The sequence below is a fragment of the Ramlibacter sp. PS4R-6 genome, from assembly GCF_037572775.1.
In the GTDB taxonomy this organism is placed as follows: Bacteria; Pseudomonadota; Gammaproteobacteria; order Burkholderiales; family Burkholderiaceae_C; genus Ramlibacter.
Window position 1 is genome coordinate 2,219,990 of record NZ_JBBHKA010000001.1, and the last position, 25,153, is coordinate 2,245,142.

General features: G+C 68.6%; 25 protein-coding genes. 15 read left to right on the forward strand and 10 right to left on the reverse strand.

Translation table 11 applies throughout. The features are described from left to right. Window positions 1-37 precede the first annotated feature (37 nt). Window positions 38-232, reverse strand: a complete 195-nt coding sequence (locus tag WG903_RS11025; RefSeq protein WP_340075213.1) for a hypothetical protein — start codon at window positions 230-232, stop codon at window positions 38-40. A 158-nt stretch (window positions 233-390) separates the two neighbouring features. On the opposite strand from WG903_RS11025, the gene WG903_RS11030 reads away from it, so the two are divergent. Continuing rightward, window positions 391-1,227: a hypothetical protein gene (locus tag WG903_RS11030; protein ID WP_340075215.1), complete on the forward strand. Its 837-nt coding sequence runs from the start codon at window positions 391-393 to the stop codon at window positions 1,225-1,227. After that, window positions 1,161-2,009 carry an aldo/keto reductase gene (locus tag WG903_RS11035; protein WP_340075217.1) on the forward strand — a complete coding sequence of 283 codons (849 nt, stop codon included), beginning with the start codon at window positions 1,161-1,163 and terminating at the stop codon, window positions 2,007-2,009. Before WG903_RS11030 ends, WG903_RS11035 begins: the two co-directional genes overlap by 67 nt. 6 nt (window positions 2,010-2,015) lie before the next feature. Here WG903_RS11035 and WG903_RS11040 read toward each other — a convergent pair whose 3' ends face one another. Beyond that, window positions 2,016-2,210, reverse strand: a complete 195-nt coding sequence (locus WG903_RS11040) for a hypothetical protein (protein ID WP_340075219.1) — start codon at window positions 2,208-2,210, stop codon at window positions 2,016-2,018. 126 nt (window positions 2,211-2,336) lie between these two features. Here WG903_RS11040 and fumC point away from each other — a divergent pair, with 126 nt between their 5' ends. Both fumC and acs read left to right on the forward strand, forming a co-directional pair. Then, on the forward strand, window positions 2,337-3,716 hold the full coding sequence (fumC, locus tag WG903_RS11045; protein ID WP_340075221.1) for a class II fumarate hydratase: 1,380 nt from the start codon (window positions 2,337-2,339) through the stop codon (window positions 3,714-3,716). A gap of 97 nt (window positions 3,717-3,813) precedes the next feature. Further along, the gene (gene acs, locus WG903_RS11050) at window positions 3,814-5,799 is read left to right on the forward strand and encodes an acetate--CoA ligase (RefSeq protein ID WP_340075223.1); all 1,986 of its coding nucleotides are present in this window, start codon (window positions 3,814-3,816) and stop codon (window positions 5,797-5,799) included. An 89-nt stretch (window positions 5,800-5,888) separates the two neighbouring features. Here acs and WG903_RS11055 read toward each other — a convergent pair whose 3' ends face one another. Continuing rightward, window positions 5,889-6,191 carry a c-type cytochrome gene (locus tag WG903_RS11055; RefSeq protein ID WP_340075225.1) on the reverse strand — a complete coding sequence of 101 codons (303 nt, stop codon included), beginning with the start codon at window positions 6,189-6,191 and terminating at the stop codon, window positions 5,889-5,891. A 79-nt stretch (window positions 6,192-6,270) separates the two neighbouring features. On the opposite strand from WG903_RS11055, the gene WG903_RS11060 reads away from it, so the two are divergent. Next, the gene (locus WG903_RS11060; RefSeq protein ID WP_340078226.1) at window positions 6,271-6,519 is read left to right on the forward strand and encodes a TIGR04438 family Trp-rich protein; all 249 of its coding nucleotides are present in this window, start codon (window positions 6,271-6,273) and stop codon (window positions 6,517-6,519) included. A gap of 9 nt (window positions 6,520-6,528) precedes the next feature. On the opposite strand, the gene ilvD is transcribed toward WG903_RS11060, so the two are convergent. Continuing rightward, window positions 6,529-8,214, reverse strand: coding sequence for a dihydroxy-acid dehydratase (gene ilvD, locus WG903_RS11065; RefSeq protein ID WP_340075228.1), 1,686 nt, complete (start codon window positions 8,212-8,214; stop codon window positions 6,529-6,531). A 71-nt stretch (window positions 8,215-8,285) separates the two neighbouring features. Here ilvD and WG903_RS11070 point away from each other — a divergent pair, with 71 nt between their 5' ends. From WG903_RS11070 to WG903_RS11095, 6 genes are all read left to right on the forward strand, one after another. Continuing rightward, window positions 8,286-9,194 (forward strand): LysR family transcriptional regulator, encoded by a 909-nt coding sequence (locus WG903_RS11070; RefSeq protein ID WP_340075230.1) that lies wholly within the window; start codon window positions 8,286-8,288, stop codon window positions 9,192-9,194. A 4-nt stretch (window positions 9,195-9,198) separates the two neighbouring features. Beyond that, window positions 9,199-10,035, forward strand: coding sequence for a prolipoprotein diacylglyceryl transferase (gene lgt / locus WG903_RS11075; protein WP_340075232.1), 837 nt, complete (start codon window positions 9,199-9,201; stop codon window positions 10,033-10,035). A 66-nt stretch (window positions 10,036-10,101) separates the two neighbouring features. Continuing rightward, window positions 10,102-10,770, forward strand: coding sequence for a GntR family transcriptional regulator (locus tag WG903_RS11080; RefSeq protein WP_340075235.1), 669 nt, complete (start codon window positions 10,102-10,104; stop codon window positions 10,768-10,770). Window positions 10,771-10,778: 8 nt separating this feature from the next. After that, window positions 10,779-12,047 (forward strand): malonyl-CoA decarboxylase, encoded by a 1,269-nt coding sequence (locus tag WG903_RS11085; RefSeq protein ID WP_445263593.1) that lies wholly within the window; start codon window positions 10,779-10,781, stop codon window positions 12,045-12,047. 34 nt (window positions 12,048-12,081) lie between these two features. Then, complete coding sequence (locus WG903_RS11090) at window positions 12,082-13,074, forward strand: Bug family tripartite tricarboxylate transporter substrate binding protein (protein ID WP_340075239.1); 993 nt, start codon at window positions 12,082-12,084, stop codon at window positions 13,072-13,074. Beyond that, on the forward strand, window positions 13,074-14,588 hold the full coding sequence (locus WG903_RS11095; RefSeq protein ID WP_340075241.1) for a malonate--CoA ligase: 1,515 nt from the start codon (window positions 13,074-13,076) through the stop codon (window positions 14,586-14,588). Before WG903_RS11090 ends, WG903_RS11095 begins: the two co-directional genes overlap by 1 nt. A 9-nt stretch (window positions 14,589-14,597) precedes the next feature. Here WG903_RS11095 and WG903_RS11100 read toward each other — a convergent pair whose 3' ends face one another. Further along, on the reverse strand, window positions 14,598-14,987 hold the full coding sequence (locus WG903_RS11100) for a hypothetical protein (protein WP_340075243.1): 390 nt from the start codon (window positions 14,985-14,987) through the stop codon (window positions 14,598-14,600). A 180-nt stretch (window positions 14,988-15,167) separates the two neighbouring features. Here WG903_RS11100 and WG903_RS11105 point away from each other — a divergent pair, with 180 nt between their 5' ends. Then, complete coding sequence (locus tag WG903_RS11105; protein WP_340075245.1) at window positions 15,168-15,992, forward strand: beta/gamma crystallin-related protein; 825 nt, start codon at window positions 15,168-15,170, stop codon at window positions 15,990-15,992. A gap of 24 nt (window positions 15,993-16,016) precedes the next feature. Here the strand turns inward: WG903_RS11105 and WG903_RS11110 are convergent, their stop codons facing one another. Next, window positions 16,017-17,885 carry a hybrid sensor histidine kinase/response regulator gene (locus tag WG903_RS11110; protein WP_445263628.1) on the reverse strand — a complete coding sequence of 623 codons (1,869 nt, stop codon included), beginning with the start codon at window positions 17,883-17,885 and terminating at the stop codon, window positions 16,017-16,019. A 323-nt stretch (window positions 17,886-18,208) separates the two neighbouring features. Between WG903_RS11110 and WG903_RS11115 the strand changes: the two genes are divergently transcribed. The 3 genes from WG903_RS11115 (at window position 18,209) to WG903_RS11125 (ending at window position 20,228) form a co-directional block, all read left to right on the forward strand. Next, window positions 18,209-18,388: a ribbon-helix-helix protein, CopG family gene (locus WG903_RS11115; RefSeq protein ID WP_340075249.1), complete on the forward strand. Its 180-nt coding sequence runs from the start codon at window positions 18,209-18,211 to the stop codon at window positions 18,386-18,388. Window positions 18,389-18,474: 86 nt separating this feature from the next. Then, on the forward strand, window positions 18,475-18,660 hold the full coding sequence (locus WG903_RS11120; RefSeq protein ID WP_340075251.1) for a ribbon-helix-helix protein, CopG family: 186 nt from the start codon (window positions 18,475-18,477) through the stop codon (window positions 18,658-18,660). A gap of 152 nt (window positions 18,661-18,812) precedes the next feature. Beyond that, on the forward strand, window positions 18,813-20,228 hold the full coding sequence (locus WG903_RS11125; protein WP_340075253.1) for a homospermidine synthase: 1,416 nt from the start codon (window positions 18,813-18,815) through the stop codon (window positions 20,226-20,228). A gap of 7 nt (window positions 20,229-20,235) precedes the next feature. Here the strand turns inward: WG903_RS11125 and WG903_RS11130 are convergent, their stop codons facing one another. From WG903_RS11130 to WG903_RS11145, 4 genes are read right to left on the reverse strand one after another with little or no spacing between them, the layout of a single operon-like run. Further along, window positions 20,236-20,886 carry a glutathione S-transferase family protein gene (locus tag WG903_RS11130; RefSeq protein WP_340075255.1) on the reverse strand — a complete coding sequence of 217 codons (651 nt, stop codon included), beginning with the start codon at window positions 20,884-20,886 and terminating at the stop codon, window positions 20,236-20,238. Window positions 20,887-20,896: 10 nt separating this feature from the next. Further along, entirely contained in the window at window positions 20,897-21,346 is a 450-nt protein-coding gene (locus WG903_RS11135; RefSeq protein WP_340075257.1) for a GNAT family N-acetyltransferase, read from the reverse strand. Window positions 21,347-21,361: 15 nt separating this feature from the next. Then, on the reverse strand, window positions 21,362-24,427 hold the full coding sequence (locus WG903_RS11140; protein ID WP_340075259.1) for an FAD-binding and (Fe-S)-binding domain-containing protein: 3,066 nt from the start codon (window positions 24,425-24,427) through the stop codon (window positions 21,362-21,364). Next, window positions 24,424-25,116, reverse strand: a complete 693-nt coding sequence (locus WG903_RS11145) for a GntR family transcriptional regulator (protein ID WP_340075261.1) — start codon at window positions 25,114-25,116, stop codon at window positions 24,424-24,426. Before WG903_RS11145 ends, WG903_RS11140 begins: the two co-directional genes overlap by 4 nt. Between the last annotated feature and the right edge of the window lie 37 nt (window positions 25,117-25,153).

The following is a 25,153-nucleotide window of genomic DNA, read 5'->3' on the forward strand; positions in this document are numbered from 1 at the left end:
ACCCGATTATCCGCTGCTCAGCCGCACCGCCCCCGCATCAATCGCGCGACGGGTCCTTCGAAGGGTCTTCCGCCGGGCGCTGGCGCGCCCGCTGCTCGCTCTGCCGCTTCAGGCGTGCGTAGGCGCTCGACGCTCCTTCGCCGGTGCCCTCGGAGCGGTCGCGGCGGTTCCTGTCGCGTTCGCCCGCGGGTGGCGGGGTCTTGGGCTGGCCGGTCGCGTACATGGTCGTCACCCCCGCAACTCTAGTCCGCACGCAGGCCACGTGGCGTGCCTCTGCGGTAACGGCCGAATTTCGGCCCGCTTCGCGCATTAGTGCGCAACGAAGAGGCGGTGCACGGCCGAACCGCCACGTTGACGGCCTCGCGCTGCCCCAACAGAATCGTCGGCGCAATGCAGCTGATCCGCACGTGGGGAAACCGGTCCTTCGCCCAGACGGCGATTTACGCCCTTGGCAGGTTCGCGATCCTGCGGGCCCTCGTGCGCCAGGTGCGTGCCCGCCTGGGCTTCGCCGGTGTAGCCGCCGATGCCCGCAGCCGGTGCGTCGAGCCTTTCGATGTCGACGGCGCGGCGCGTGACCTTGCCAGCGACAGCGTCCACACGGGCCTGAAGCTGCGCGACGAGGTCTTGCGGGAACTCCTGGACCACATCGCGCAGGCGCAGTGCATCGAAGCCAATCCTCCGCGGCGCATCGTCGACGCCGCACTGCGCAGCGGCAATGCGACGCTCGCGGAGCCGGTCATCCTCGTCGACTTCGTGTCGGAGGCCCTTGCGGAGACCACGCGGCGAATCGCCCGCGACGAGCATCTGGTCGCCGTGGCATCGAAGCTGCTGGGCCGCGAGCCCCGGCGCGTCGAAATCCGCGTCCAGGAGAGCCTCGTGGCGCCCGCCGACACGGCGTACCGTGAAATGCGGAACCAGACCGTGATGTTCCACTACGATGTCCACGGTTTCGGCTTCGTCTACGCCTTCTTCTACCTTTCCGACGTCGACCGCGAAGCCGGCGCGCACGAATTGATCCGCGGGTCGCATCGGTCGAAACGCCTCATGCACCTGCTGGGCAGCGCGCGCCGCAGCGACGACGAGATCTACGCGACGTACGGCCGGCAACGTGTGCTGGTCGTGGAGGGAAAGGCCGGCTGCGGATTCATCGAGGACACGTCTTGCTTCCATCGCGCGCTTCCGCCGACCCGGCGCAGCCGGCTGGCATTGCAGATCCGGTACGCCTGAAGCGCGGCGTGTTCGGGACCGCGTCGCTCGGGTCGAAGTGCGCCCCGGACATCGCGCGGCAGGTCCTGCGGCAGGCCATCGCCAGCGGCTTCCACCAATTCGACACGGCGCCGTTCTACGGTGCGGGCCATGCCGAACGCCTGCTGGGGGAGCTCGGCGACGAGGGCATGCGGGTTTCGACCAAGTTCGGCAGCCCGCGGCCGTCGCGCCTGCGGTTCATGGCCGTGCGCGTCCTGCGCGGCCGCCGGCCCGGCGACCTTGTCCCGCCTCCCGCACTCCTTGTGTCCAGGGACGGCGAATTCGACTGCGCGGCGCAACGCCGTCCCCCGGCGCAGCTTTCAGCGTCCATGGCCGCGCTCTCGAAGTGCGCTCAAGGTTTCCTGTTCGCGCACAGCCCGCCGCGCTTTCCAGGGGCTGCCGCGGTCTCTGCGTGGTCCGACCTGGCCAGGTCAAGCGGCTATGTGCTGGGTGTGTCCGGGCCCCGGAACGAAGACATGGAGGCGTGGCTCGAGGTCGCTCCCGCAGACGCATGCTTCCAGCTGCACCTGGACACGCTCGAGTCCCTCACCGACCCCGTGCTGGACCGGTTGGCGCGAAGGACGGTGTGGATCCATGGAATCTTTTCGCCCCCGACGGGTGCCGGCCCGACGCACGCGGCCGACCGCCAGAAGCTCGCCCACAGGTGGGCTGCCGATCTCGCACAGGCGGCGTTCGTGGTCACCTCGACGCGCCCGGAGGGTGTCGCGAGGGCCGGGGCGTTCGTGCGGGAGCTGGAGGGCTGAGTTCGATCAGCGCGGCATCCGCTGCTGCATGTGCCGCACCTCGAGGTCCAGCCCCTTCTGCCAGCGCTCGGCGACGATGCGCAGCTGCTCCACGAGGAAGACGTGCTCGGGGCGGCGGCTGTTGGCATGGGTGACCGCGTAGGCGATGGCGGAGACGTCCGCTTCGGACCATCGCACCAGGAACTCATGGAAGGGCTGCACGCCGCCATTAAGCCGCGACTGGCTCAGCCGTCCAAGGGGTGCGCGCCGGAACCCCCGCAGGAGCACAATGACCGTGAAAAGCTCAACGGTCGAGGCACTTTCCGCTGTCGACAACACGCCACACCCATGAAGACCCGAACCGAAAAGGACACCTTCGGCCCGATCGATGTCCCTGCCAACCGCCTGTGGGGGGCGCAGACCCAGCGCTCCCTGCAGAACTTCGCCATTTCGGGGGAGCGCCAGCCACGGGAGATCCTGCGCGCGCTGGTGCAGGTCAAGCGCTCGTCGGCGGTGGTCAACCACCTGATGGGGCTGCTGTCACAGGACAAGGCCGGCGCGATCATCGCCGCCTGCGACGAGGTGCTCGAAGGCAAGCACGACGAGGAATTCCCGCTGGTGGTCTGGCAGACCGGCTCGGGAACGCAGACCAACATGAACGTCAACGAGGTGCTCGCCAACCGCGCCAGCGAACTTCTGGGCGGCCCGCGCGGCGAAGGCCGCCTGGTGCACCCCAACGACGACGTGAACAAGAGCCAGTCGTCCAACGACGTCTTCCCGACGGCCATGCACGTCGCTGCCGTCGACGCCATCCGCAACCGCCTGGTGCCGTCGCTGGCGAAGCTGAAGGCCACGCTGGCCGCGAAATCCGCGGAGTTCCAGGGCATCGTGAAGATCGGGCGCACGCACCTGCAGGACGCGACGCCGCTCACCCTGGGCCAGGAGTTCTCGGGCTACGTCGCGCAGCTGGAGCAGTGCGACCGCCACCTGCACGGGGCGCTGCCGCACCTGTGCGAACTGGCGCTCGGCGGCACGGCCGTGGGCACCGGCCTCAACGCGCCGGAAGGTTACGCGGAGCGCGTGGCGGCCGAAATCGCGCGCCTCACCGGCCTGCCTTTCGTGAGCGCGCCCAACAAGTTCGAGGTGATGGCCGCGGCCGACGCTCTCGTGCACGCGCACGGCGCGCTGAAGACGCTGGCGGCGGCCATGATGAAGATCGCCAACGACGTGCGCTGGCTCGCGAGCGGCCCGCGCAGCGGCCTGGGCGAAATCAGCATCCCCGAGAACGAGCCGGGTTCCTCGATCATGCCGGGCAAGGTGAACCCGACGCAGAGCGAGGCCGTCACCATGCTGTGCTGCCAGGTGTTCGGCAACGACGTCGCCATCAACTTCGGCGGCGCCTCGGGCAATTTCGAGTTGAACGTCTTCCGCCCCATGATCGCGCACAACTTCCAGCAGAGCGTGCGCCTGCTGGCCGACGGCATGGCCAGCTTCAACGACCATTGCGCGGCAGGCATCACGCCCAACGTGGAGCGCATCCGCGAGCTCGTGGACCGCTCGCTGATGCTGGTGACCGCCCTCAACCCGCACATCGGCTACGACAAGGCCGCCCAGATCGCCAAGAAGGCCCACAAGGAGGGCCTGAGCCTGCGCGAGGCCGCCATCGCCACCGGCTTCGTCACCCCCGAGCAGTTCGACCAGTGGGTGCGGCCGGACCGGATGGTCTAGGCGGGCCGTTGGGAGTAGATTTGCCTTTCCCGTCAGTGGCTTGTAAGTGGCAAGGCCGACATTCGGGCGCAATTCCAAACGCAGCGGAGACACACCCATGAGCAACATCGAATCGGTCCTGGTCGAGAACCGCGTGTTCCCCCCGGGCGAGGCCACCGTCAAGGCGGCGCGCATTTCCGGCATGGCCGCGTACAACGCCCTGTGCAAGGAAGCCGAGACCGACTTCGAGGGCTTCTGGGCCCGCCTGGCGCGCGACAACGTGCAGTGGACCAAGCCGTTCACGAAGACGCTGAACGAGTCGAACGCGCCGTTCTACAAGTGGTTCGAGGACGGCGAGCTGAACGCCTCGGCCAACTGCCTGGACAAGCACATGGGCACGGCGGTGGCGGACAAGACGGCCATCGTCTTCGAGGCCGACGACGGCGCCGTCACGAAGATCACCTACAAGGAGCTGCTCGCCAAGGTGAGCCAGTTCGCCAACGCGCTCAAGTCGCAAGGCATCAAGAAGGGCGACCGCGTCATCGTCTACATGCCGATGACCATTGAAGGCGTGATCGCCATGCAGGCGTGCGCGCGCATCGGCGCGACGCACAGCGTGGTGTTCGGTGGCTTCTCGGCCAAGTCCCTCAACGAGCGCATCATCGACGCCGGCGCGGTCGCGGTGATCACGGCCAACTTCCAGATGCGCGGTGGCAAGGAGCTGCCGCTCAAGTCCATCGTCGACGAAGGCGTCGCCATGGGCGGCTGCGACACGCTCAAGTCGGTGTTCGTCTTCATGCGCACGGCCACGTCGTGCAACATGGTCGCCGGCCGCGACAAGACCTTCACGGAAATCCTGCAAGGGCAGGGCAACGAGTGCAAGCCGGAGCCGGTGGGCGCCGAGCACCCGCTCTTCATCCTCTACACCTCGGGCTCCACGGGCAAGCCCAAGGGCGTGCAGCACTCCACCGGCGGCTACCTGCTGTGGGCCAAGCTCACGATGGACTGGACGTTCGACATCCGGCCCAACGACGTCTTCTGGTGCACCGCCGACATCGGCTGGATCACGGGCCACACGTACGTTGCCTACGGCCCGCTGGCCGCAGGCGCGACGCAGGTGATCTTCGAAGGCATCCCGACCTTCCCGCACGCGGGCCGCTTCTGGCAGATGATCGAGAAGCACAAGGTCACGGTGTTCTACACGGCGCCCACGGCGATCCGCTCGCTGATCAAGGCCGCCGACACCGACGAGAAGGTGCACCCGAAGAACTGGAACCTCACGTCGTTGCGCATCCTGGGCACGGTGGGCGAGCCGATCAACCCCGAGGCGTGGATGTGGTACCACCGCAATGTCGGCGGCGAGCGCTGCCCCATCGTCGACACGTTCTGGCAGACGGAGACGGGCGGCCACGTGATCACGCCGCTGCCGGGCGCGACACCGCTGGTGCCGGGTTCGTGCACGCTGCCGCTGCCGGGCATCATGGCCGCGATCGTCGACGAGGCGGGGCACGACGTCCCCAACGGGTCCGGCGGCATGCTGGTGATCAAGCGGCCGTGGCCGTCGATGATCCGCACGATCTGGGGCGACCCGGAGCGCTTCCAGAAAAGCTACTTCCCGCCGGAGCTGGGAGGCAAGATGTACCTCGCCGGCGACGGCGCGGTGCGCGACGCGAAGACGGCCTACTTCCGCATCACGGGCCGCATCGACGACGTGCTGAACGTGTCGGGCCACCGCCTGGGCACGATGGAGATCGAGTCGGCGCTGGTGTCGAAGACCGACCTGGTCGCCGAAGCCGCGGTCGTCGGCCGTCCCGACGACCTCACCGGGGAAGCGGTGGTGGCTTTCGTGGTGCTCAAGCGCTCGCGCCCGACCGGCGACGAGGCCAAGCAGATCGCCAACGAGCTGCGCAACTGGGTGGCCAAGGAGATCGGGCCCATCGCGAAGCCCAAGGACATCCGCTTCGGCGACAACCTGCCCAAGACGCGCAGCGGCAAGATCATGCGCCGCCTGCTGCGCTCCATCGCGAAGGGCGAGGCCATCACGCAGGACACCACGACGCTCGAGAACCCCGCGATCCTGGAGCAGCTGGCGCAGAACGTCTGAGCTGTCATTCCGGCGCAGGCCGGAATCCGGTGTCTTGGCACCAAACGAAAGGCCCGCCGAAGCGGGCCTTTTTCGTGGCGCTCAGCGCGTCATTTCTGGGCCATCACCCACGCCGCGAGCTTCTTCGCTTCCGCCTCGCTGACCTGCGTGTTGGCCGGCATCGGCACCGGCCCCCAAACGCCCGCGCCGCCCTTGACGATCTTCTGGGCGAGCTTGTCGACGGCCGTCTTGTCGGCGGCGTACTTGGCGGCGACTTCCTTGTAGGACGGGCCGACGACCTTCTTGTCGACGGCGTGGCAGGCGAAGCAGCCCTTGGCCTGGGCCAGGTCCTGCTGTGCGAAGGCCGGCGCCACGGCGGCGGCGGCGAGCAGGGCGATGACGGCGCTTTTCATGAGCGTTCCTCTGTCTGGGGCAAACGGTTGGGTTGGGGTACAGTACCCCAACGCCATTCTAGTGAACGCGGTTGACGACATGTACCTGCTGATCATCGGAATCATCCTCCTCGCGATGAAGTACCTCGAGATGGGCCCGGTCGCCGAGTGGAGCTGGTGGATCGTGCTCACGCCCTTCGGCCTGGCCGTGGCCTGGTGGAGCTGGGCCGACTGGTCCGGCTACACCAAGCGCAAGGTCATCGAGCGGGAGAACGACCGCAAGCAGGCCCGCATCGACAAGCAGAAGGAAGCGCTCGGCATGCCCACGAGCAAGGGCCGCAAGCGCTGATCCGGAACTTCAGTAGTTGTCGAGGACGGCGCCCTTGCTGGCGCTGGCCGCATTGAACGCGAACTTGGCCTGCACGCCCCGCGTGTAGCGCGGCGCCGGCGCCTTCCAGCCTGCCTTGCGTTTCGCCAGTTCCGCATCCGGCACGTTCAGCTGCAGCACCAGCTTGTGTGCGTCGATGGTGATCGAGTCGCCCTCGTTCACGAAGGCGATCGTGCCGCCCGCCGCCGCCTCCGGCGCGACGTGGCCCACCACCATGCCCCAGGTGCCGCCCGAGAAGCGGCCGTCGGTGATCAGCCCCACGCTCTCGCCCAGCCCCGCGCCGATCAGCGCGCCCGTGGGCGCCAGCATCTCCGGCATGCCCGGGCCGCCCTTGGGGCCGAGGTAGCGCAGCACCATCACGTCGCCCGCCTTGATCTTGCCGTCCAGGATCGCCTGCAGCGCCGACTGTTCGTCGTCGAACACGCGCGCCGGGCCGGTGATCACCGGGTTCTTCAGGCCCGTGATCTTGGCGACCGCGCCCTCGGGCGAGAGGTTGCCCTTGAGGATGGCGAGGTGGCCCTGTTCGTACATCGGCTTCGAGATCGGCCGGATCACGTCCTGGTCGGCGCGCGGCTGGTCGGGGATGTCCTTGAGCACCTCGGCGATGGTCTGGCCCGTGATCGTGATGCAGTCGCCGTGGAGCAGGCCCGCGTTCAACAGGATCTTCATCACCTGGGGAATGCCGCCGGCGCGATGCAGGTCGACGGCGAGGTACTTGCCGCTGGGCTTGAGGTCGCAGAGGACCGGCGTCTTCTGGCGGATGCGCTCGAAGTCCTCGATGGTCCACTCGACCTCGGCCGCATGCGCGATGGCCAGGAAGTGCAGCACCGCGTTGGTGGAGCCGCCCGTGGCCATGATCACCGCCACGGCGTTTTCGATCGCCTTGCGCGTGACGATGTCGCGCGGCTTGATGTCCTTCTTGATCGCCTCCAGCAGGACCTTGGCCGACTCCTTCGCCGAGTTCATCTTCTCGTCGTGCGGGTTGGCCATCGTGGAGGAGTAGGGCAGCGAGATGCCCAGCGCCTCGAAGGCCGACGACATCGTGTTGGCCGTGTACATGCCGCCGCAGGAGCCCGTGCCGGGGATGGCGTGCTGCTCGATGTCCTTGAGTTCCTGGTCGCTGATCTTGCCGGCGGCGTTCTGGCCGACGGCCTCGAACACGCTGACGATGTTGAGGTCCTCGCCCTTCCACTTTCCGGGCAGGATGGTGCCGCCGTAGACGTAGATGGCCGGCACGTTGGCGCGCAGCATGCCCATCAGGCCGCCGGGCATGTTCTTGTCGCAGCCGCCGATGACGACCACGCCGTCCATCCACTGGCCCTGCACGCAGGTCTCGATGCAGTCGGAGATGACCTCGCGGCTGACCAGCGAGTACTTCATGCCTTCGGTGCCCATCGCCATGCCGTCGGAGATGGTCGGCGTGCCGAAGATCTGCGGGTTGCCGCCGGCTTCCTCGATGCCTTTCACCGCCGCGTCGGCCAGCTTCTGCAGGCCGCTGTTGCAGGGCGTGATGGTGCTGTGGCCGTTGGCCACGCCCACCATGGGCTTGCCGAAATCGCCTTCCTTGTAGCCCATGCCGTAGTACATGGAGCGGTTGGGCGCGCGGGCCTTGCCCTGGGTGATGTGGTCGGAGCGCAGGGGGATGGTCTTCTTCATGGCGGCAAGTATGCGCCGCTGGCCTCATTCGATCCAATCCGTTTTCCAGCATCGATTAATATGCGAGGCATATGAGTGAGCCCGTCGTCGAGCTGCGTCTGTGGCGCCAGTTCCTCGCCGTGGCCGAGGAGCTGCACTTCGGCCGCGCGGCGCTGCGCCTGCACATCACCCAGCCGCCGCTGACACAGGCGATCGCGCTGCTGGAGGAGCGTATCGGCGCGCGCCTGTTCGAGCGCACCAAGCGCAGCGTGAAGCTCACGCCGGCCGGCGCGGCGCTCATCCCGGAGGCGCGCGAGCTGCTGGCGCGCGCGGCGGCCTTGCCCGCGCATGCACGCGCGGCGGCTCACGGCGAGATCGGCCGCCTGCGCCTCGCGTTCGTCTCCACCGTCGGCTTCGGCCTGCTGCCGCAGTGGGTGAGGGCGTTTCGCGCCCAGCATCCGCAGGTGGCGTTCGAGCTCATCGAAGCCACGGGCGACGTCCAGCTGCCGGCGCTGGAGCGCGGCGACGTCGACGCCGGCTTCATCATCCACTCGCCCGGCTTCGCGCCGCCGCAGCTGCAGCACTTGCGCATCGGCCGCGAGCCGCTGGTCGCCGCCATCCCCGAACAGCATGCGCTGGCCCGCGCGCGCGCGCTGCGCCTGGACGCGTTGCTGGCCGAGCCGCTCGTGATCTTCCCGCGCCGCATCGTGCCTTCGCTGCACGACGCGGTGTTCGGCCTGTACCACGCGCGCGGCCGCATGCCGCACGTTGCGCAAGAAGCGATCCAGATGCAGACCATCGTCAACCTCGTCGCCGCGGGGCTGGGCATCGCCTGGGTGCCCGACAGCGTGCGCGAGTTCCGCAGGGCCGGCGTGGTCTACCGCGCCGTGCAGCGCGTGCCCGAATGCGAGACCAGCCTGGTGTGGGCGGGCGCGCGCGTGCCGCCGGCGCTCGAGCGCTTCCTCGCCTTCGCCCGCCCGCAACTCAAGCGGGCACAATAAGCGCATGGCTTTGATGTATCCCCGGATCGACCCGGTGGCGGTCCACCTCGGGCCGGTCTCCATCCACTGGTACGGCATCACGTACCTCGCGGCCTTCGGCCTGTTCATGTTCCTGGCCTCGCGCCGGCTGCGGCACGAGCCGTACGCGTCCATCCAGGGCCTCGGCGCGTGGTCGCGCAAGGACGTGGAGGACATGCTCTTCCTCGGCGTGCTCGGCGTCATCGTCGGCGGGCGGCTGGGCTACTGCCTGTTCTACAAGCCCGAGTACTACCTCACGCACCCGCTGGAGATCTTCGCCGTGTGGCTGGGCGGCATGAGCTTCCACGGCGGCATGCTCGGGGTGATCGTGGCGCAGTGGTGGTTCGCGCGCTCGCGCGGCCGGCCGTTCTGGCAGGTGATGGACTTCATCGCGCCTTGCGTGCCGCCGGGGCTGGCGGCGGGGCGCGTGGGCAACTTCATCAACGGCGAGCTGTGGGGCCGCCCGGCGCCGGACGACCTGCCGTGGGCCATGGTGTTCCCGCAAAGCGGCTCGATGGTGCCCCGCCACCCCTCGCAGGTGTACCAGTTCCTGCTCGAAGGGCTGTTGCTCTTCGTGGTGCTGTGGCTGTTCGCGCGCAAGCCGCGGCCGCAGGCGCAGGTGTCCGCGGCCTTCCTCATCGGCTACGGCCTGCTGCGCTTCATTGCCGAGTATTTCCGCGAGCCCGACGCGCACCTGGTTGCGCTCCAGCAGTCGACGGGCCTGACCATGGGGCAATGGCTGTGCGTGCCCATGGTGGTCGCCGGCATCGCGCTGTGGGTGTGGGCCGCGCGCCGGCCGCAGCCCGTCCCCGCCCGTCCGTAGTTTCCACAGGCCCCGGCACGGGTTTTCCCCTTGCCATGATTACCCGTAATTACCCATAATTACGGCATGCGCTTGGTCCACAACTCCCTCCACGACGAAGTCGCGGCGCAGCTGCGCGACCGGATCTTCGCCGGCGAGCTGATGCCGGGCACGTTCCTGGACGAGGTGAAGCTCGCGGGCAAGCTCAAGATCTCGCGCACGCCGCTGCGCGAGGCGCTGAAGGTGCTCACCGCCGAGGGCCTGGTGCGGCACGAGCCGCGCCGCGGCAGCTTCGTCAACGAGGTGACGGTGCAGGACCTCGACGAGATCTTCCCGGTCATCGCCTTGCTGGAAGGGCAGTGCGCGCGCCTCGCGGCCGAGCACGCCACCGATGCCGACCTGCAGGCGCTCGAGGCGCTGCACGACAAGCTGCAGCGCCACGCCAAGGCCAAGCGCATCGCCGACTATTACGCCGCCAACTTCGCGATCCACGAGGCGATCATCCAGCTGGCCGACAACCGCTGGCTCGCGCAGGTGATCGGCGACCTGCGCAAGATCCTGAAGCTCGCGCGGCTGCAGCAGTTGAGCGCGCCCGGCCGGCTGGACCAGAGCCTGTCGGAGCACATGGCGGTGTTCGCGGCCCTGAAGGCGCGCGACCCCGACGGCGCCGACGCCGCCATGCGCACGCACCTCAACCGCCAGCGCGAGGCGCTGCGCGAACTCGCCCGCCAGCAACGAACGAGGCTCTCTCCATGAGCGAAGTGATGCAGCGATCGACCCGCGAAAGACTCAAGGCGACCTTGCGCCGCGGCGAAGAGGCGTTGTCGCCGCGCGTGCTACGCCGCACGCTTGCCGAATTGCAGGCCGTCGTCGACGCGCAGGTAGGCGAGGTCGAAGGCGGCCGGCGCGCGCAGGGCGTCATCGACTGGTACCAGCACGCGACGCCCGAGCAGCGCCGCGACATGTGGCTGCTCATGAGCGAGCAGTTCCTGCAGGACCCGCAGCGGGTGAAGGAGGCGCGCGCGATCTACGACGCGGCCGTCGGCACGCCCGATGAAGCGGCCGCGGAAGTGATGTACCGCCGCGCGACCGTCTCGCCGCGCCGGCGGCTCCTGCAGCGCATGAGCGCCGCGCAGGGCGGCATCCGTTTCCTCGTGGAGATGCGCGCCGAGATGCAGGCCGCGCTCAAGTCCGACCGTCGCCTGCTCGCCCTCGACGTCGAGATGGAATACATGTTCTCGACCTGGTTCGACGTGGCCTTCCTCGACCTGCAGCGCATCAGCTGGGACTCGCCGGCGTCGCTGGTGGAAAAACTGATCAAGTACGAGGCCGTGCACGACATCCGCAGCTGGAGCGACGTGAAGAACCGCCTGGACAGCGACCGCCGCTGCTACGGCTTCTTCCACGCCAGCCTGCCGGGCGAGCCGCTGATCTTCGTGGAGGTGGCGCTGGTCGACGAGATGGCCGACTCGATCACGCCGCTGCTCGACGAGGAGGGCGCGCCGGCCGACCTCGAGCGCGCGACCACCGCGATCTTCTACTCGATCAGCAACACGCAGCCGGGCCTGCGCGGCGTGAGCTTCGGCGATTCGCTGATCAAGCGCGTGGTCGACATCCTCAAGGCGGAATTCCCGCGCCTCAAATGCTTCGCCACGCTGTCGCCCATCCCGGGCCTGCGCTCGTGGGTGCAGAAGAACGCGCCGGCTGAGCTGGTCGCTGCACTCGATGATCCGCTGGCGTTGCCGGCGAAGTCACCGCAACGGCGGCAGCTGCTCGGATGGGCTGCGCGCTACCTCGGGCAGGAAAAACAGGAGGGGCGCCCGCTCGATCCCGTCGCGCGTTTCCACCTCGGCAATGGCGCGCGCGTCGAGCGGCTGAACTGGGCCGCGGATCCATCGGCCAAGGGTCTCAAGCAGTCCTATGGGCTCATGGTGAACTATTTGTATGACCTCAAGCGGCTCGACAAGCACCGGTCGATGCTCGCGCAAGGACAAATCCCGATTTCTGGCGCGATCGAAGACCTCTATCTTTGATTCGCAGCCGATTCACAAGGACAAGGAGACAAACATGCAACACGCCCGCCTCACCCGGCGCGAGCTCCTGTGCGCGGCGGCCGCCGGCACCCTGGCTTCGCCCTTCGCCGCGCACGCGCAAGCGTCCGCGTGGCCGTCCAAGCCCGTCATGATGGTCGTGCCGTTCCCCGCGGGCGGCGGCACCGACGCGTTCGCGCGGCCGCTGGCGGCGCAGTTCGCCAAGCAGACGGGCAAGCAGCTGGTGATCGACAACCGCGGCGGCGCGGGCGGCACGGTGGGCGCGAGCATTGCGTCGCGCGCGGCGAACGACGGCTACAACCTCTTCATGGGCGCGGTGCACCACACGATCGCGCCGTCGATGTACCCCAAGCTCGATTACGACCTGGAGAAGGACTTCATCCCGCTCACGCTGGTCGCGATGGTGCCGCAGGTCGTCGTGGTCAACCCCAAGCGCATCGAAGCGGCCAACTACAAGGCTTTCATCGAGCTGCTGCGCAAGAGCCCCGGGCGCTACAACTACGCGTCGGCCGGCAGCGGCACGTCGCACCACCTGGCGGGCGAGCTGTTCAAGCAGCAGACCAAGACCTTCATCACGCACATCCCGTACCGCGGCGCCGGTCCCGCGCTGCAGGACCTGATCTCCGGCAACGTCGACATGATGTTCGACGGCCTGGGTTCGTCGTCCGCGCACATCAAGGGCGGCCGCATCAAGGCGTTGATGGTCGCGGGCGCCAAGCGCAACCCCGCGTTCCCGGACGTGCCGTGCGCCGCCGAAGTCGGCCTGCCCGACTACACCGTGACGACGTGGTACGGCCTGTGGGCGCCCAAGGGCATGCCGCAGGACCTGCAGGCGCGCATCGTCGACGAGGTGCGCAAGGCCATCCAGACCGACGAACTCAAGGCGATCTGGGCCAGCAACGGCGCGGACTTCCCCAACATGTCGCAGCAGCAGTTCGGCTCGTTCATCCACTCCGAGGTGACGCGCTGGGCGGCGGTCGTGAAGGCCTCGGGTGCGAAACTCGACTGATGAACCTGTTCTCCGCGCTCCGCGCCGCTTTCCCTTCCAACCTGGACCAGCCGGCCGTCGAGACCGACGGCGGCCTCGTGTATTCCTGGCGCGACCTCGACCGCGCCACGGCGATGATGGCCAACCTGCTGCGCGCGCTGGCGTTGCCGGAAGGCTCGCGCATCGCCGTGCAGGTCGACAAGTCGGTCGAGGCCATGATGCTGTACCTGGCGACGCTGCGCGCGGGCTACGTCTTCCTGCCGCTCAACACCGCCTACCAGGGCGCGGAGATCGAGTACTTCGTCGGCAATGCCGAACCCGCCGTCGTCGTGTGCACCGGCAAGAACTTCGGCTGGGTCAGCCGCATCGCGTTCAAGGCCGGCACGAAGCACGTCTTCACGCTGAACGACGACCGCACCGGCTCGCTGCTGGACCGCGCGGCGCACCACAGCGACGTGCACGAGGCCGTTGCGCGCGAGGCCGACGACCTCGCGGCCATCCTGTACACCAGCGGCACCACCGGGCGCAGCAAGGGCGCGATGCTCACGCACGGCAACCTGCTGTCCAACGCGCAGGTGCTCAAGGAATACTGGGGCTGGCGCGAAGGCGACGTGCTGATCCACGCCCTGCCCATCTTCCACGTGCACGGCCTGTTCGTCGCGCTGCACGGCGCGCTGCTCAACGGCAGCAAGATGATCTGGTTCGGCAAGTTCGACCCGAAGGCGACGGTGGCGGCCATGCGCCGGGCCACCGTCTTCATGGGCGTGCCGACGCTGTACGTGCGCATGCTCGGCGAGAAAACGCTCGACCGCGAAGCGGTGAAGAACATGCGCCTGTTCGTCTCGGGCTCGGCGCCGCTGCTGATCGAGACCTTCAACGAGTGGCAGGAGCGCACGGGCCACACCATCCTCGAGCGCTACGGCATGAGCGAGACCGTGATGCTCACCTCCAACCCCTACAGCGGCGGCGAGCGGCGCGGCGGCACCGTGGGCTACCCGCTGCCGGGCGTCGGCGTGCGCGTGCGCGACGAGCAGGGCGGCGCGCTGCACACCGGCGAGATCGGCGGCATCCAGGTGCGCGGACCCAATGTGTTCAAGGGCTACTGGCGGATGCCCGAGAAGACGAAGGAGGAGTTCACCGACGACGGCTGGTTCAGGACCGGCGACGTCGGCAAGATCGACGCCGACGGCTACGTGACCATCGTCGGGCGCAGCAAGGACCTGATCATCAGCGGCGGCTACAACGTCTACCCGGCCGAGATCGAGGGCTACATCAACGAGATGCCGGGCGTGGCCGAGAGCGCGCTCGTCGGCGTGCCGCATCCCGATTTCGGCGAAGTCGGCGTGGCGGTGGTGATCCCCAAGCCCGGCGCCGCGCTGGAGGGCGACGAAGTCGTCGCGACGCTCAAGTCGCAGCTGGCCAACTTCAAGATCCCCAAGCGCTGCTTCGTCGTCGACGAGCTGCCGCGCAACACCATGGGCAAGGTGCAGAAGAACCTGCTGCGCGAGAAGTACAAGGACCTCTTCGCGCAGTAGCGCGCGGCTTCAGGCCGACGCGGCCTGGGCCTGCGGTTTCGTCGCGAACAGGTAGTACGCGCTGGCGCCCGCGAACAGGGCGTAGATGACGACCGAACTCCACGCCATGGCGTTCATCATGCCCAGCGCCATCAGCGTGACGATCCCGCCGGCGGCGTCGCCCACCAGGTTGCCCAGCAGCAGCGCGCGCACGGCGACGGCGTCCTGCGTCTCGCGTGCGAGGAAGGTGATGAGCCCCACCGCCAGCAGCGCCGAGCCGAAGTAGCGCGCCTGCATCAGGTTGAACGGGTCGGTGGGGACACCGTAGTTGCGCAGCGACAGGTCGGGCAGCAGCAGGAAGCCAAGACCGAACAGGGCGCCGATCACGCCCGAGATCGCGAAGAACTGCTCTCTTTTCATGCTGAATCCTCCTCGCCGCCCAGCGCGGCAGCGCGACCATAAGGCCGCGGCGCCAGCTCATCAAGCTGCACTGCAGTAACACATCTTCACTCAGCAGTTACCTGCGCCTGTCGACAGCCCGGCCGTGATGGCCGTTGAATAGGCACCGGGCACAGGAGCCCAACAACAGGAGCCGAAGAAATGAAACGTACCCTCCACGCCATCATGGCCGCCGCCGCGCTGGTCGCGGCCGGGCAGGCCGCCGCGCAGATCACGCTGTACGAAGGCGAGGGCTTCCGCGGCCGGGCCATCACCACCAACGAGAAGCTGTGGAACCTGCAGCGCACCGGCATGAACGACCGCGTCTCGTCCATCATCGTCGACCGCGGCCGCTGGGAAGTCTGCGAGCACGCGCGCTTCGAAGGCCGCTGCGTGGTCCTGCGCCGCGGCAGCTACCCGTCGCTGCGTGAAGCGGGCCTGAACAACTCGATCTCCTCCGTGCGCCCGTTCGAAGGCCGCAGCCGCGCCGAGCCGGTGGCCGCGGTGCCCATGCCCGCGCCCGAGCCGCGCTGGCGCGTGCGCGGCGGCGAGGAAACGTACGAGGTGCCGGTGGCGCAGGTGCGCGGCATCTCCGGCCCGCCCAGCCAGCGTTGCTGGGTCGAGCGCCAGCAGGTCGCGGAAGCGGCGCCGGCGCGCAGCAACGAGCCGAACATCGGCGGTGCGGTGATCGGCGGCATTGTCGGCGGCATCCTGGGCCACCAGGTCGGCGGCGGCACGGGCAAGGACCTCGCCACGGCCGGCGGCGCCGTCGCCGGCGCCGTGGTCGGCTCCAACATCGCCAACAACAACGCGGGCGGCTCGCGCGTGGTCAATCGCGACGTGCAGCGCTGCGAGAACGTGGCGAATGCGCAGCCGGAGTACTACGACGTCGTGTACTTCCACAACAACACGGAACACCACGTGCAGATGAAGTACCCGCCCGGCCCGACCATCCGCGTGAACGCGCGCGGCGAACCGCGGCAGTAGGCAAGGGCGCGCGGCGCGGCGGCCTCAGGCCGTTGCGCCGGCGCGCGCTTCGTTCAGCAGGTTGACCAGCGCGTCCAGCTCCACCGGCTTGGTCAGGTGGGCGTCGAAGCCCGCCTCCAGCGTGCGGCGCTTGTCTTCCTGCGTGCCGTAGCCGGTCATCGCGATCGCGAACAGCTTCGGCAGCCCCGGCATGGCGCGCATGCGCTTGAGGGTTTCGAAACCGTCCATGCCGGGCATGGCGATGTCCAGCAGCACGACGTTGGGCCGGAAGTGGCGCCCGACGTCGATGGCTGCCGACCCCGAATAGGCCGACTCGACCTCGTTGCCCAGCAGGCGCAGGATGGCGGTGGTCGTGTCGGCGGAGTCGCGGTTGTCGTCCACGACCAGCACGCGGCGGCCCTCGGTCTCCGGCTTGGACGCGGGGAAGGCTTCCGCCCCGGCGGTCTCGACGGCCGGCAGGCGGACCGAGAAGGTGCTGCCCTGGCCCGGGCCGGCGCTCTTCGCCTCCAGCGTGCCGCCGTGCATCTCGGCCAGCGATCGCGCCAGGGTGAGGCCGATGCCCAGCCCGCTTTCGTTCGGCGAGTCGGTATGCGCCTGGCGGAACAGCTCGAAGATGGTCTCGAGGTCGTCCGGCGAGATGCCGCGGCCGTTGTCGGTGACGGACAGCATCACGAAGCCTTCGGCCGAGCGCACCTTCACCGCGATCTTCCCGCCGTCGGGCGTGTACTTGGCGGCGTTGACCAGCAGGTTCTGCAGGATCTGCGCGAGCCGCGTCGGGTCGGCGTTGACGTAGACCGGCTCCGGCGGCATGTCGACCTCGAGCTGGTGGCGGCGCGACTCCACCAGGGGCTTGGCGGCCTCGACGCTGCGCGAGATCACCTCGCCCAGGCGCACGACCTCCAGGCGCAGCTTGACCTTGCCCGTGGAGATGCGCCCGATGTCCAGCAGGTCGTCCACCAGCCGCGTGACGTGCGTGAGCTGGCGGTCGATGATGTCGCGGCAGTTGCGCAGCGCGGGCGAAGGCAACTCCTCGAGCTGCATCACGGTTACCGCGTTGCGGATCGGCGCCAGCGGGTTGCGCAGCTCGTGCGCGAGCATCGCCAGGAATTCGTTCATGCGCCGGCTGGAGCGCTCCAGCTCCTCGAGGCGGCGGCGCTCCGTCATGTCGCGCGTGACCTTGGCGAAGCCGATCAGCTTGCCGTCGGGCGCGCGGATGGCGCTGACCACGGCGTTGACCCAGAACACCGTGCCGTCCTTGCGCACGCGCCAGCCTTCGTTCTCGACGCGGCCGAACAGGCGCGCGGCCTCGAGCTCCGCGTCGGGCTTGCCGGCGTCGCGGTCCTGCGGTGTGTAGAAGGTGGACAGGGGCTTGCCGATGATCTCGTCGGCTTCGTAGCCGTTGATCGCGCGCGCGCCCTGGTTCCAGCTGCGCACGATGCCGTCCTCGTCGAGCATGAAGATGGCGTAGTCGCGCACGTTCTCCACCAGCAGGCGCAGGCGTTCCTCGCCGGCGCGCAACTGCTCCTCGTGGGCGCGGCGCTCCGACAGGTCGCGCGTGACTTTCGCGAAGCCCGTGAGCTGCCCCGAGCCGTCGTAGATCGGCGTGATGGCGACGTTGGCCCAGAAGCGCGTGCCGTCCTTGCGCACGCGCCAGCCTTCGTCCTCGAGGCGGCCGAACTCGACGGCGCGGCGCAGCTCCTCCTCGGGCCAGCCGCGCGCCACCGCCTCGGGCGGGTAGAAGATGGAGAAGTGGCGGCCGATCACCTCGTCGGCCGTGTAGCCCTCGATGTTCTGCGCGCCCGTGTTCCACGACGCGATGTGGCCCTGCGGGTCGAGGATGAAGATCCCGTAGTCCGTGACAGCTTCGATCAGGAGCTGGAAGCGGGCTTCGATGGAATCGTCGCGCCGCGACGAGCCCTCGTCACGGGCTGATGAGTTGGCCTCGGACACCGGGAGATTATGGCTTTGCCGCTCGGCATGGGCAGGTGGCCGACGGCGGTTGCGGCTTTGTCCTACAGCCGGGTCGACGGCGAATTCGCTCACGCGTGTCGGACGCGCAGCCGGGTTCACAGAAATTTTCGGACACCCGCGTAGTGGCGGCACAACGCAAATCCGAGGCCGAGTCCTAGCGCATCCGGCGCAAAAGCACTACCATCCAGCGGTCAGGTTAAGCGCACAGTATTATCATGTTGTTAACCGGCAGTCTTGGTGAGCGGATGGAAGAAAAAGCGCGATTGACGATCCTGATCGACCCGGCCAAGAAGAAGGCCTTCGAGGAACTCTGCTCCTCGCAGGACATCACTTCTTCGCAGATGGTCAGGCAACTCATCCGGCAGTACCTCGAGAAGCACGGGGTCAACTACATGGCCGCCGAGAAGAAGAAGCCGCGCAAGTAGCGGCGCCGCGCAGCCATTGCCGCGTCGCGGGCGCGCGACGCTCCCGGGCCACGTCCGATTATCATTCGGTTAACATTGAGCCCGCCATGGAGAACAAGACAGCCCGGCTCACGGTCCTGATCGATCCCGCGCGCAAGGAAGCTTTCGAGAAGCTGTGCCACGCGCAGGACATGACCCCCTCCCAGGTCATGCGGCGCCTGATCCGCGATTACCTCACCGCCAACGGCGTCCACTGGGGCGTGGCGGCCAAGAAGGCCGCCGCGCGCAAGTAGCGCGCCCCCGCCCGGCGCGACCCGCCGCGCGGCAAACTTGCTACGCTAGGCGCATCCACAAGACGCCGCGGAGGCCGCATGCGTACACGAACCATTCCCGCCAACTGCAATCGCACCCGCCTGGTCGACGCGGCGCAGCCGCCCCTCGGCCCGTGACGGGGCGGCGCGTCCAGGCGGCCCGCCGCGCCTTCTTCGGCGGACGGGTCGTGATCCTCGGTTTCGGGAGCGTGGGCCGCGGCGTGCTGCCGCTGCTCGAGCCGGTCCTCGGCGTCGAGCCCGCGCGCATCACGGTCGTGTCACCCGACGCGCGCCACGAAGGGGAGGCCGCTGAATTCGCGGCGCGCGTGATCCCCACGGGGGTCTATCCCGGCAACCTCGAAGCCGTTCTGGGCCCGCTGCTCGGCGCCGGCGACTTCCTGCTCAATACCTCCGTCCACGTGGCGAGCCTGGAGCTGATCCGCTTCTGCAGCGCCCGCGGCGCGTTCTACCTGGACACCTGCACCGAGCCGTGGCTGGGCCGTTACGTCGACGCGCAGCTGTCCGTCCCCGAGCGCTCCAACTACGCCTTGCGCGAGGAAGCGCTGGGCTGGGGTCGCGCGAACCGCAACGGGCCCACGGCGCTCCTCACGCAGGGCGCCAACCCCGGCCTCGTGTCGCAGTTCGTCAAGCAGGCGCTGACGCAGATGGCGCGCGAGACCGGCGTGGCGGCGTCGCGCGACTGGCCGGCGCTGGCACGCGAGCTCGGCGTCAAGGTGATCCACGTCGCCGAGCGCGACACGCAGGTGGCCACGAAGCGCAAGGCGGTCGGCGAGTTCGTCAACACCTGGTCGGTCGAAGCCTTCGTCGACGAGGGCCTGCAGCCCGCTGAACTGGGCTGGGGCACGCACGAGCGCGTGCTGCCCGATGACGGCGCGCGCCACGCCACGGGCTGCGACGCGGCCATCTACCTGCAGCGCGCGGGCCTGGCCACGCGCGTGCGCAGCTGGACGCCGCTGCAAGGTCCCTACCACGGCTTCCTCGTGACGCACGCGGAGTCGGTGTCCATCGCCGACCACCTGACGCTGCGCGAAGGCGGGCGCGTCGCATACCGGCCCACCGTGCACTACGCCTACCACCCGTGCGACGACGCCGTGCTGTCCGTGCACGAGCTTGCCGGCGCGAACTGGAAGCTGCAGCGCAAGCACCGCATCCTGCGCGACGAGATCGGCTCGGGCATCGACGAGCTGGGCGTGCTCCTCATGGGCAACCCGCGCGGCGTCTACTGGTATGGCTCACGCCTGTCGATCCAGGAAGCGCGCGAGATCGCGCCGTGCAACAGCGCGACCACCCTGCAGGTGGTGGCGGGCATCCTCGGCGGGATGGTCTGGGCGCTGCAGAACCCCAGGGCCGGGCTGGTGGAGCCGGAAGACGTGGACCACGAGCTCGTGCTCGACGTCGCGCGCCCGTTCCTGGGCGAGGTGGTCGGCGTGTGGGGCGACTGGACGCCGCTCAAGGACCGCAGCGAGCTCTTCGCGGAAGAAAAGGACGCCGGCGATCCCTGGCAGTTCGTGAACTTCCGCGTGGCCTAGCCGCGCATCACCACTTCGGCGCGACGCGCTCCCCGGGCAGCAGGTCGTAGGGGTGCTGCCAGCCTTCGATCGCGCGCACCCGGTCCAGCCATTTCGCGATGTTGGGGTGCGTGGCCGCGATGTCGTAGCCGTGCTCTTCCTTCGGGTAGAGCAGGTAGGCGCACATGGAGATGTCGGCGAGGGTCGGCGCGTCGCCCACCATGTAGGGCTGCGTGGCCAGGTGCTTCTCGACGATGCCCAGCGCGTTGTCGATGCGGCCGCGCAGGAACTTCTCGATGGTGGGATCCGGCGCCGTCGCGCCGAACGACTTGGTGAAGCGCCACGTGGCGAAGTAGCTGGTGAACTTGTGGTTGTCGAAGAACAGCCAGCGCATCACCTCGAAGCGTTCGTCCTCGTCGCGACCGCCGAAGCGCCCGTGGCGTTCGGCCAGGCGCAGCAGGATCGCGGCCGACTGCGTCAGGCGCTTGCCGTCGTCCTCGAGCACCGGCGCCTCGCCCATCTCGTTGACGCTGGCGCGCCACGACGGGTCGCGCGTGGTGCCCGCGACGAAGCCCGCGAAGTCCATGGGGACGGCCTCCCAGGGCTGCTTCATGGCCTCCAGCGCGAACGCCACCTTGAAGCAGTTGCCTGACTGGGCGAAGCAATGCAGGCGGTACATGCGGTCTCTCCTATTTCTGGCGGATCACGTAGCGCACGAAGTCGTCGGCTTCCGCAAAGCGGTCGTAGAGTTTGCGCGCCTGCGAGTTGTCCTCGCGCGTGTGCCAGTACAGCCGCGCCCAGCCTTCGGCCCGCATCGCGTTGCGCAGCCACTCGATCAGCGCGCGGCCGATGCCGTGCCCGCGCGCCGACGGCGTGACGAACAGGTCCTCGAGGTAGCAGACCGGCTGTGTCTCCCAGGTGTTTTCGTGGACCACGCAGTTGGCGAAGCCGTACACCTGGCCGTCGACCTCGGCGACGATGCACATCACCGCGGAATCCGGGTCGAGGATGCGCTTCCAGGTGCGGTTGGTCACCTCCTCGGACACGCGCGCTTCGTAGAAGTCGCAGTAGCCGCGCCACAGCTTGCGCCAGGCCGCCTCGTCGGAGGGCAGGGCGGAGCGGATGGTCGGTGCGGCCATCTGCCTATCGTAGCGTCAGCCCGGCAATTGCGCCGCCAGCAGCACCGCGGCGTGCACGGCTTCGCGCTGCGCGCCGTCCGCGATCTGGTGGCGGCAGCTGGTGCCGTCGGCGACGACGATCGCGCCGGGGTACTTGCGGATGGCGGGCAGCAGGCTCAGTTCCGCCATCTGCATCGACACCTCGTGGTGCTTCGCCTCGTAGCCGAACGCACCCGCCATGCCGCAGCAGCTGGACTCGATCAGTTCCGGCTCCACGCCCGGAATCAGCCGGAGCACCTGGAGGATGGCGTTCACCGCGCCGAAGGCCTTCTGGTGGCAGTGGCCGTGCAGCATCACCCGCTTGTCCAGCGGCTGCAGCTTGCCCTTGAAGTCCTCCAGGGCGCCGGCCTGCGCTTCGCGCGCCAGGAACTCCTCGAACAGGAAGGCGTTGTCGCCCACGCGCCTGGCCGCTTCGCCGAAGCCCATGGCCAGCATCTCGTCGCGCAGCGTGAGCAGGCACGAGGGCTCCAGGCCGACCACCGGGATGCCGCGCTCGGCGAACGGCAGCAGGGCCGCCATCACCTCGCCGGCCTTCGCCTTGGCCTCGTCGACCATGCCGCTGGCCAGGTAGGTGCGGCCGCAGCACAGGTGCTTGCCGTCCTCCACCTGCTTGGTCGCGACGTGCACCGTGTAGCCGGCGGCCTGCAGCACCTTCACGGCGCAGCGGGCGTTGAGCGACTCGAAGTAGCCCGTGAACGTGTCGACGAAGAGCACGACGGGCCTCGCCGCGCGCATCAGCTCCATGCGCGTGACGGTGACCGGGATGTCGTTGAAGAAATGCTCGCCCTGCCACTGCGGCAGCGACCGCTGCGCCGAGAAGCCCAGGATCTTCTCGCCCAGCTTCGCCAGCAGCGTGCTGCGGTTGCGCAGGTTCAACAGGCCGGCGAAGCGGCTGGCGGTGCGCGCGTAGTCCGGCAGGCGCGCGACCAGCTTGTCCTTGAGCGTGTGGCCGTGCCTGGCCTTGTAGTGGTGCAGGAACTCGACCTTCATGCGCGCCATGTCCACGCCGGTGGGGCAGTCGCGCTTGCAGCCCTTGCAGCTGACGCACAGGTCCAGCGCTTCCTTCACCGCCTCGTCGGCGACTGCGGCGGGCGCGAGCTGGCCCGAGAGGGCGAGGCGCAACGTGTTGGCTCGCCCGCGCGTCGAGTGGATCTCGTCGCGCGTGACGCGGTAGCTGGGGCACATGGTGCCGGCGTCGAACTTGCGGCAGTGCCCGTTGTTGTTGCACATCTCCACGGCCTTCGCGTAGCCGCGCGCGGGGTCGTTGCCGGTGCCCGGTGCGGTGACGCGCTCGGTCGCAGGGTCGTTCTGCACGTCCCACGCGCTCCAGTCCAGCACGGGCTGCAGCGGCACCACGCGGTAGCTGGGCGGAAAGCGCATCAGCCGCGTGTCGTCCATGCGTGGCGGGTCGACGATGCGGTTCGGCGCGAAGAGGCGCTCGGGATCGAACTTCTGCTTGATCTGGCGGAAGGCCTCGTCGATCTTCGGCCCGAACTGCCACTGGATCCATTCGCCGCGGCACAGGCCGTCGCCGTGCTCGCCGCTGTACGCGCCCTTGTACTTGCGCACCAGCGCCGACGCTTCCTCGGCGATCTGCCGCATGCGCGGGGCGCCGTCGGTGCGCATGTCGAGGATGGGCCGCACGTGCAGCGTGCCCACCGAGGCGTGCGCGTACCAGGTGCCGCGCGTGCCGTGCTTGCGGAACACCTGCGTGAGCTCGTCCGTGTATTCGGCCAGGTGCTCCAGCGGCACCGCGCAATCCTCGATGAAGCTCACGGGCTTGCCGTCGCCCTTGAGGCTCATCATGATGTTCAGGCCCGCCTTGCGCACTTCCCACAGAGCCTTCTGGGGCGTGTCGTCTTCCATGCGCACCACGGACTTGGGCAAGCCCAGGTCGCCCATCAGCTCCACCAGCTGGTCCAGCTTGCGCACCAGTTCCGCCTTGTCGGCGCCGGAGAATTCCACGAGCAGCACGGCGTCGGGCTGGCCGATCACCGCCGTGCGGATCACCGGCGCGAAAGCCGGGTTGGCCAGCGACAGCTCGATCATCGTGCGGTCGACGAGCTCGACGGCGGTGAGCGTCCCGTCGTCCCCGAGCTTCACGATGTGCTGCGCCGAGTCCATCGCCTTGTAGAAGGTCGGGAAGTTCACGACACCCAGCACCTTGGCCTTGGGCAGTTCCGTGAGCTGCAGCTTGATCGACTTCGTCAGGGCGAGGGTTCCCTCGCTGCCCACGAGCAGGTGCGCCAGGTTCACCGAGCCGTCGCTCGTGTAAGGCTTCTCGTTCTGGTTGCGGAAGATGTCGAGGTTGTAGCCGGCGACGCGGCGCAGCACCTTGGGCCAGCGCGCGTCGATCTCGGGCGCCAGCGCGGCGGCCAGCGCCTTGACCGTGTCGCCGACGTCGCGCGCGAAGCCCGTGCAGGCCTCGTACTGCTCGAAGCGGTGCAGCTGGCCGTCGGGCGTGAAGGCATCGATGCCCAGCACGTTGTGCACCATGTTGCCGTAGGCGATGCTGCGGCTGCCGCACGAGTTGTTGCCCGCCATGCCGCCGAGGGTGGCCTGCGCGCTGGTGGACACGTCGACCGGATACCACAGCCCCAGCTTCTTCAGCGCGAGGTTCAGGTGGTCCAGAACCATGCCGGGCTCGACCTCGGCCGTGCGCGCGGCGGCATCGAAATTGACGATCTTGCGCAGGTACTTCGAGTGGTCGATGACGAGGCCCGCGCCCACGGTCTGCCCGCACTGGCTGGTGCCGCCGCCGCGCGCGACGACGGGCACCTTCAGGTCACGGCAGATGTCGATGGCCGCGCGCACGTCTTCGTGCGTCTTCGGCACCAGCACGCCGACGGGCACGACCTGGTAGATCGACGCGTCGGTGGCGTAGCGGCCGCGGTCGCCGGGGGAGAAGAGCGCCTCGCCCTGCGTCTCCTGCTTCAGCCGCTGCGCCAGGCGGCCGGCGATCTCGTTGCCCGCGCGGGCAACGGCTTCGTACGTACCCGCGGGCGTGAAGGAGGCGGTGTTGACCGGGACGCGCGCGTTCATCGCGTGCCTTTCTTCTTGGCGGGCTTGGCTGCGCGCATCTGCTCGAGCACCACCTCCAGCTTGTTCTGCAGGTGGGCCGACAGCACGGCCCGCATCGCCTTCGCATCGCGCGCGGCCAGCGCCTCGACCATTTGCTCGTGTTCCTTCACCGCGGTCTTCCACTTCTCCTCGTCCTGGTTGGAGCGGAAGCGCAGCGCATGCAAGCGCGCGTTGACGCGGTCGTAGGTGGCCGACAGCACCGGGTTCTTCGCCGCGGCATTGATCGCCCGGTGGATCAGCGCGTTCAAGCGGTAGTAGTTGGACAGGTCGCGCCGCGTCCACGCGGCCATCATCTCGAAGTGCAGGGCGCGGATCTCGGCGAGCTCCTGGTCGGTGATGCGCTGCGCGGCCAGTTCGCCGGACAGGCCCTCGAGCCCGGCCATGACCTCGAAGGTGTGGCGGATGTCGTCTTCGCCCAGCGACACGGCGATGGCGCCGCGGTTGGGCAGCAGCTCGACCAGGCCTTCGGCGGCCAGCATCTTGATCGCCTCGCGCAGCGGCGTGCGCGAAACGTCCAGCACCTCGCACAGCTCGCGTTCGTTCAGCTTGGCCCCCGGCGGGATGCGGCCTTCCACCAGCATCTGGCGCAGCTTCTGGGCCACCTGCTCATGCAGGTTGGCGCGCGGGATCGCGATGATTTCGGCCGTCATGGCGCGATTTTGTATTCAAAATTGGCTCAGGTCAAAC

Bases quoted from the DNA above. Each gene is read 5' to 3' on its own strand.
- WG903_RS11030 (WP_340075215.1), top strand. From the start codon at position 391: ATGCAGCTGATCCGCACGTGGGGAAACCGGTCCTTCGCCCAGACGGCG.
- fumC (WP_340075221.1), top strand. From the start codon at position 2,337: ATGAAGACCCGAACCGAAAAGGACACCTTCGGCCCGATCGATGTCCCT.
- acs (WP_340075223.1), top strand. From the start codon at position 3,814: ATGAGCAACATCGAATCGGTCCTGGTCGAGAACCGCGTGTTCCCCCCG.
- WG903_RS11055 (WP_340075225.1), bottom strand. From the start codon at position 6,191: ATGAAAAGCGCCGTCATCGCCCTGCTCGCCGCCGCCGCCGTGGCGCCG.
- WG903_RS11060 (WP_340078226.1), top strand. From the start codon at position 6,271: ATGTACCTGCTGATCATCGGAATCATCCTCCTCGCGATGAAGTACCTC.
- ilvD (WP_340075228.1), bottom strand. From the start codon at position 8,214: ATGAAGAAGACCATCCCCCTGCGCTCCGACCACATCACCCAGGGCAAG.
- WG903_RS11070 (WP_340075230.1), top strand. From the start codon at position 8,286: ATGAGTGAGCCCGTCGTCGAGCTGCGTCTGTGGCGCCAGTTCCTCGCC.
- lgt (WP_340075232.1), top strand. From the start codon at position 9,199: ATGGCTTTGATGTATCCCCGGATCGACCCGGTGGCGGTCCACCTCGGG.
- WG903_RS11080 (WP_340075235.1), top strand. From the start codon at position 10,102: ATGCGCTTGGTCCACAACTCCCTCCACGACGAAGTCGCGGCGCAGCTG.
- WG903_RS11085 (WP_445263593.1), top strand. From the start codon at position 10,779: ATGCAGCGATCGACCCGCGAAAGACTCAAGGCGACCTTGCGCCGCGGC.
- WG903_RS11090 (WP_340075239.1), top strand. From the start codon at position 12,082: ATGCAACACGCCCGCCTCACCCGGCGCGAGCTCCTGTGCGCGGCGGCC.
- WG903_RS11095 (WP_340075241.1), top strand. From the start codon at position 13,074: ATGAACCTGTTCTCCGCGCTCCGCGCCGCTTTCCCTTCCAACCTGGAC.
- WG903_RS11100 (WP_340075243.1), bottom strand. From the start codon at position 14,987: ATGAAAAGAGAGCAGTTCTTCGCGATCTCGGGCGTGATCGGCGCCCTG.
- WG903_RS11105 (WP_340075245.1), top strand. From the start codon at position 15,168: ATGAAACGTACCCTCCACGCCATCATGGCCGCCGCCGCGCTGGTCGCG.
- WG903_RS11115 (WP_340075249.1), top strand. From the start codon at position 18,209: ATGGAAGAAAAAGCGCGATTGACGATCCTGATCGACCCGGCCAAGAAG.
- WG903_RS11120 (WP_340075251.1), top strand. From the start codon at position 18,475: ATGGAGAACAAGACAGCCCGGCTCACGGTCCTGATCGATCCCGCGCGC.
- WG903_RS11130 (WP_340075255.1), bottom strand. From the start codon at position 20,886: ATGTACCGCCTGCATTGCTTCGCCCAGTCAGGCAACTGCTTCAAGGTG.
- WG903_RS11135 (WP_340075257.1), bottom strand. From the start codon at position 21,346: ATGGCCGCACCGACCATCCGCTCCGCCCTGCCCTCCGACGAGGCGGCC.
- WG903_RS11140 (WP_340075259.1), bottom strand. From the start codon at position 24,427: ATGAACGCGCGCGTCCCGGTCAACACCGCCTCCTTCACGCCCGCGGGT.
- WG903_RS11145 (WP_340075261.1), bottom strand. From the start codon at position 25,116: ATGACGGCCGAAATCATCGCGATCCCGCGCGCCAACCTGCATGAGCAG.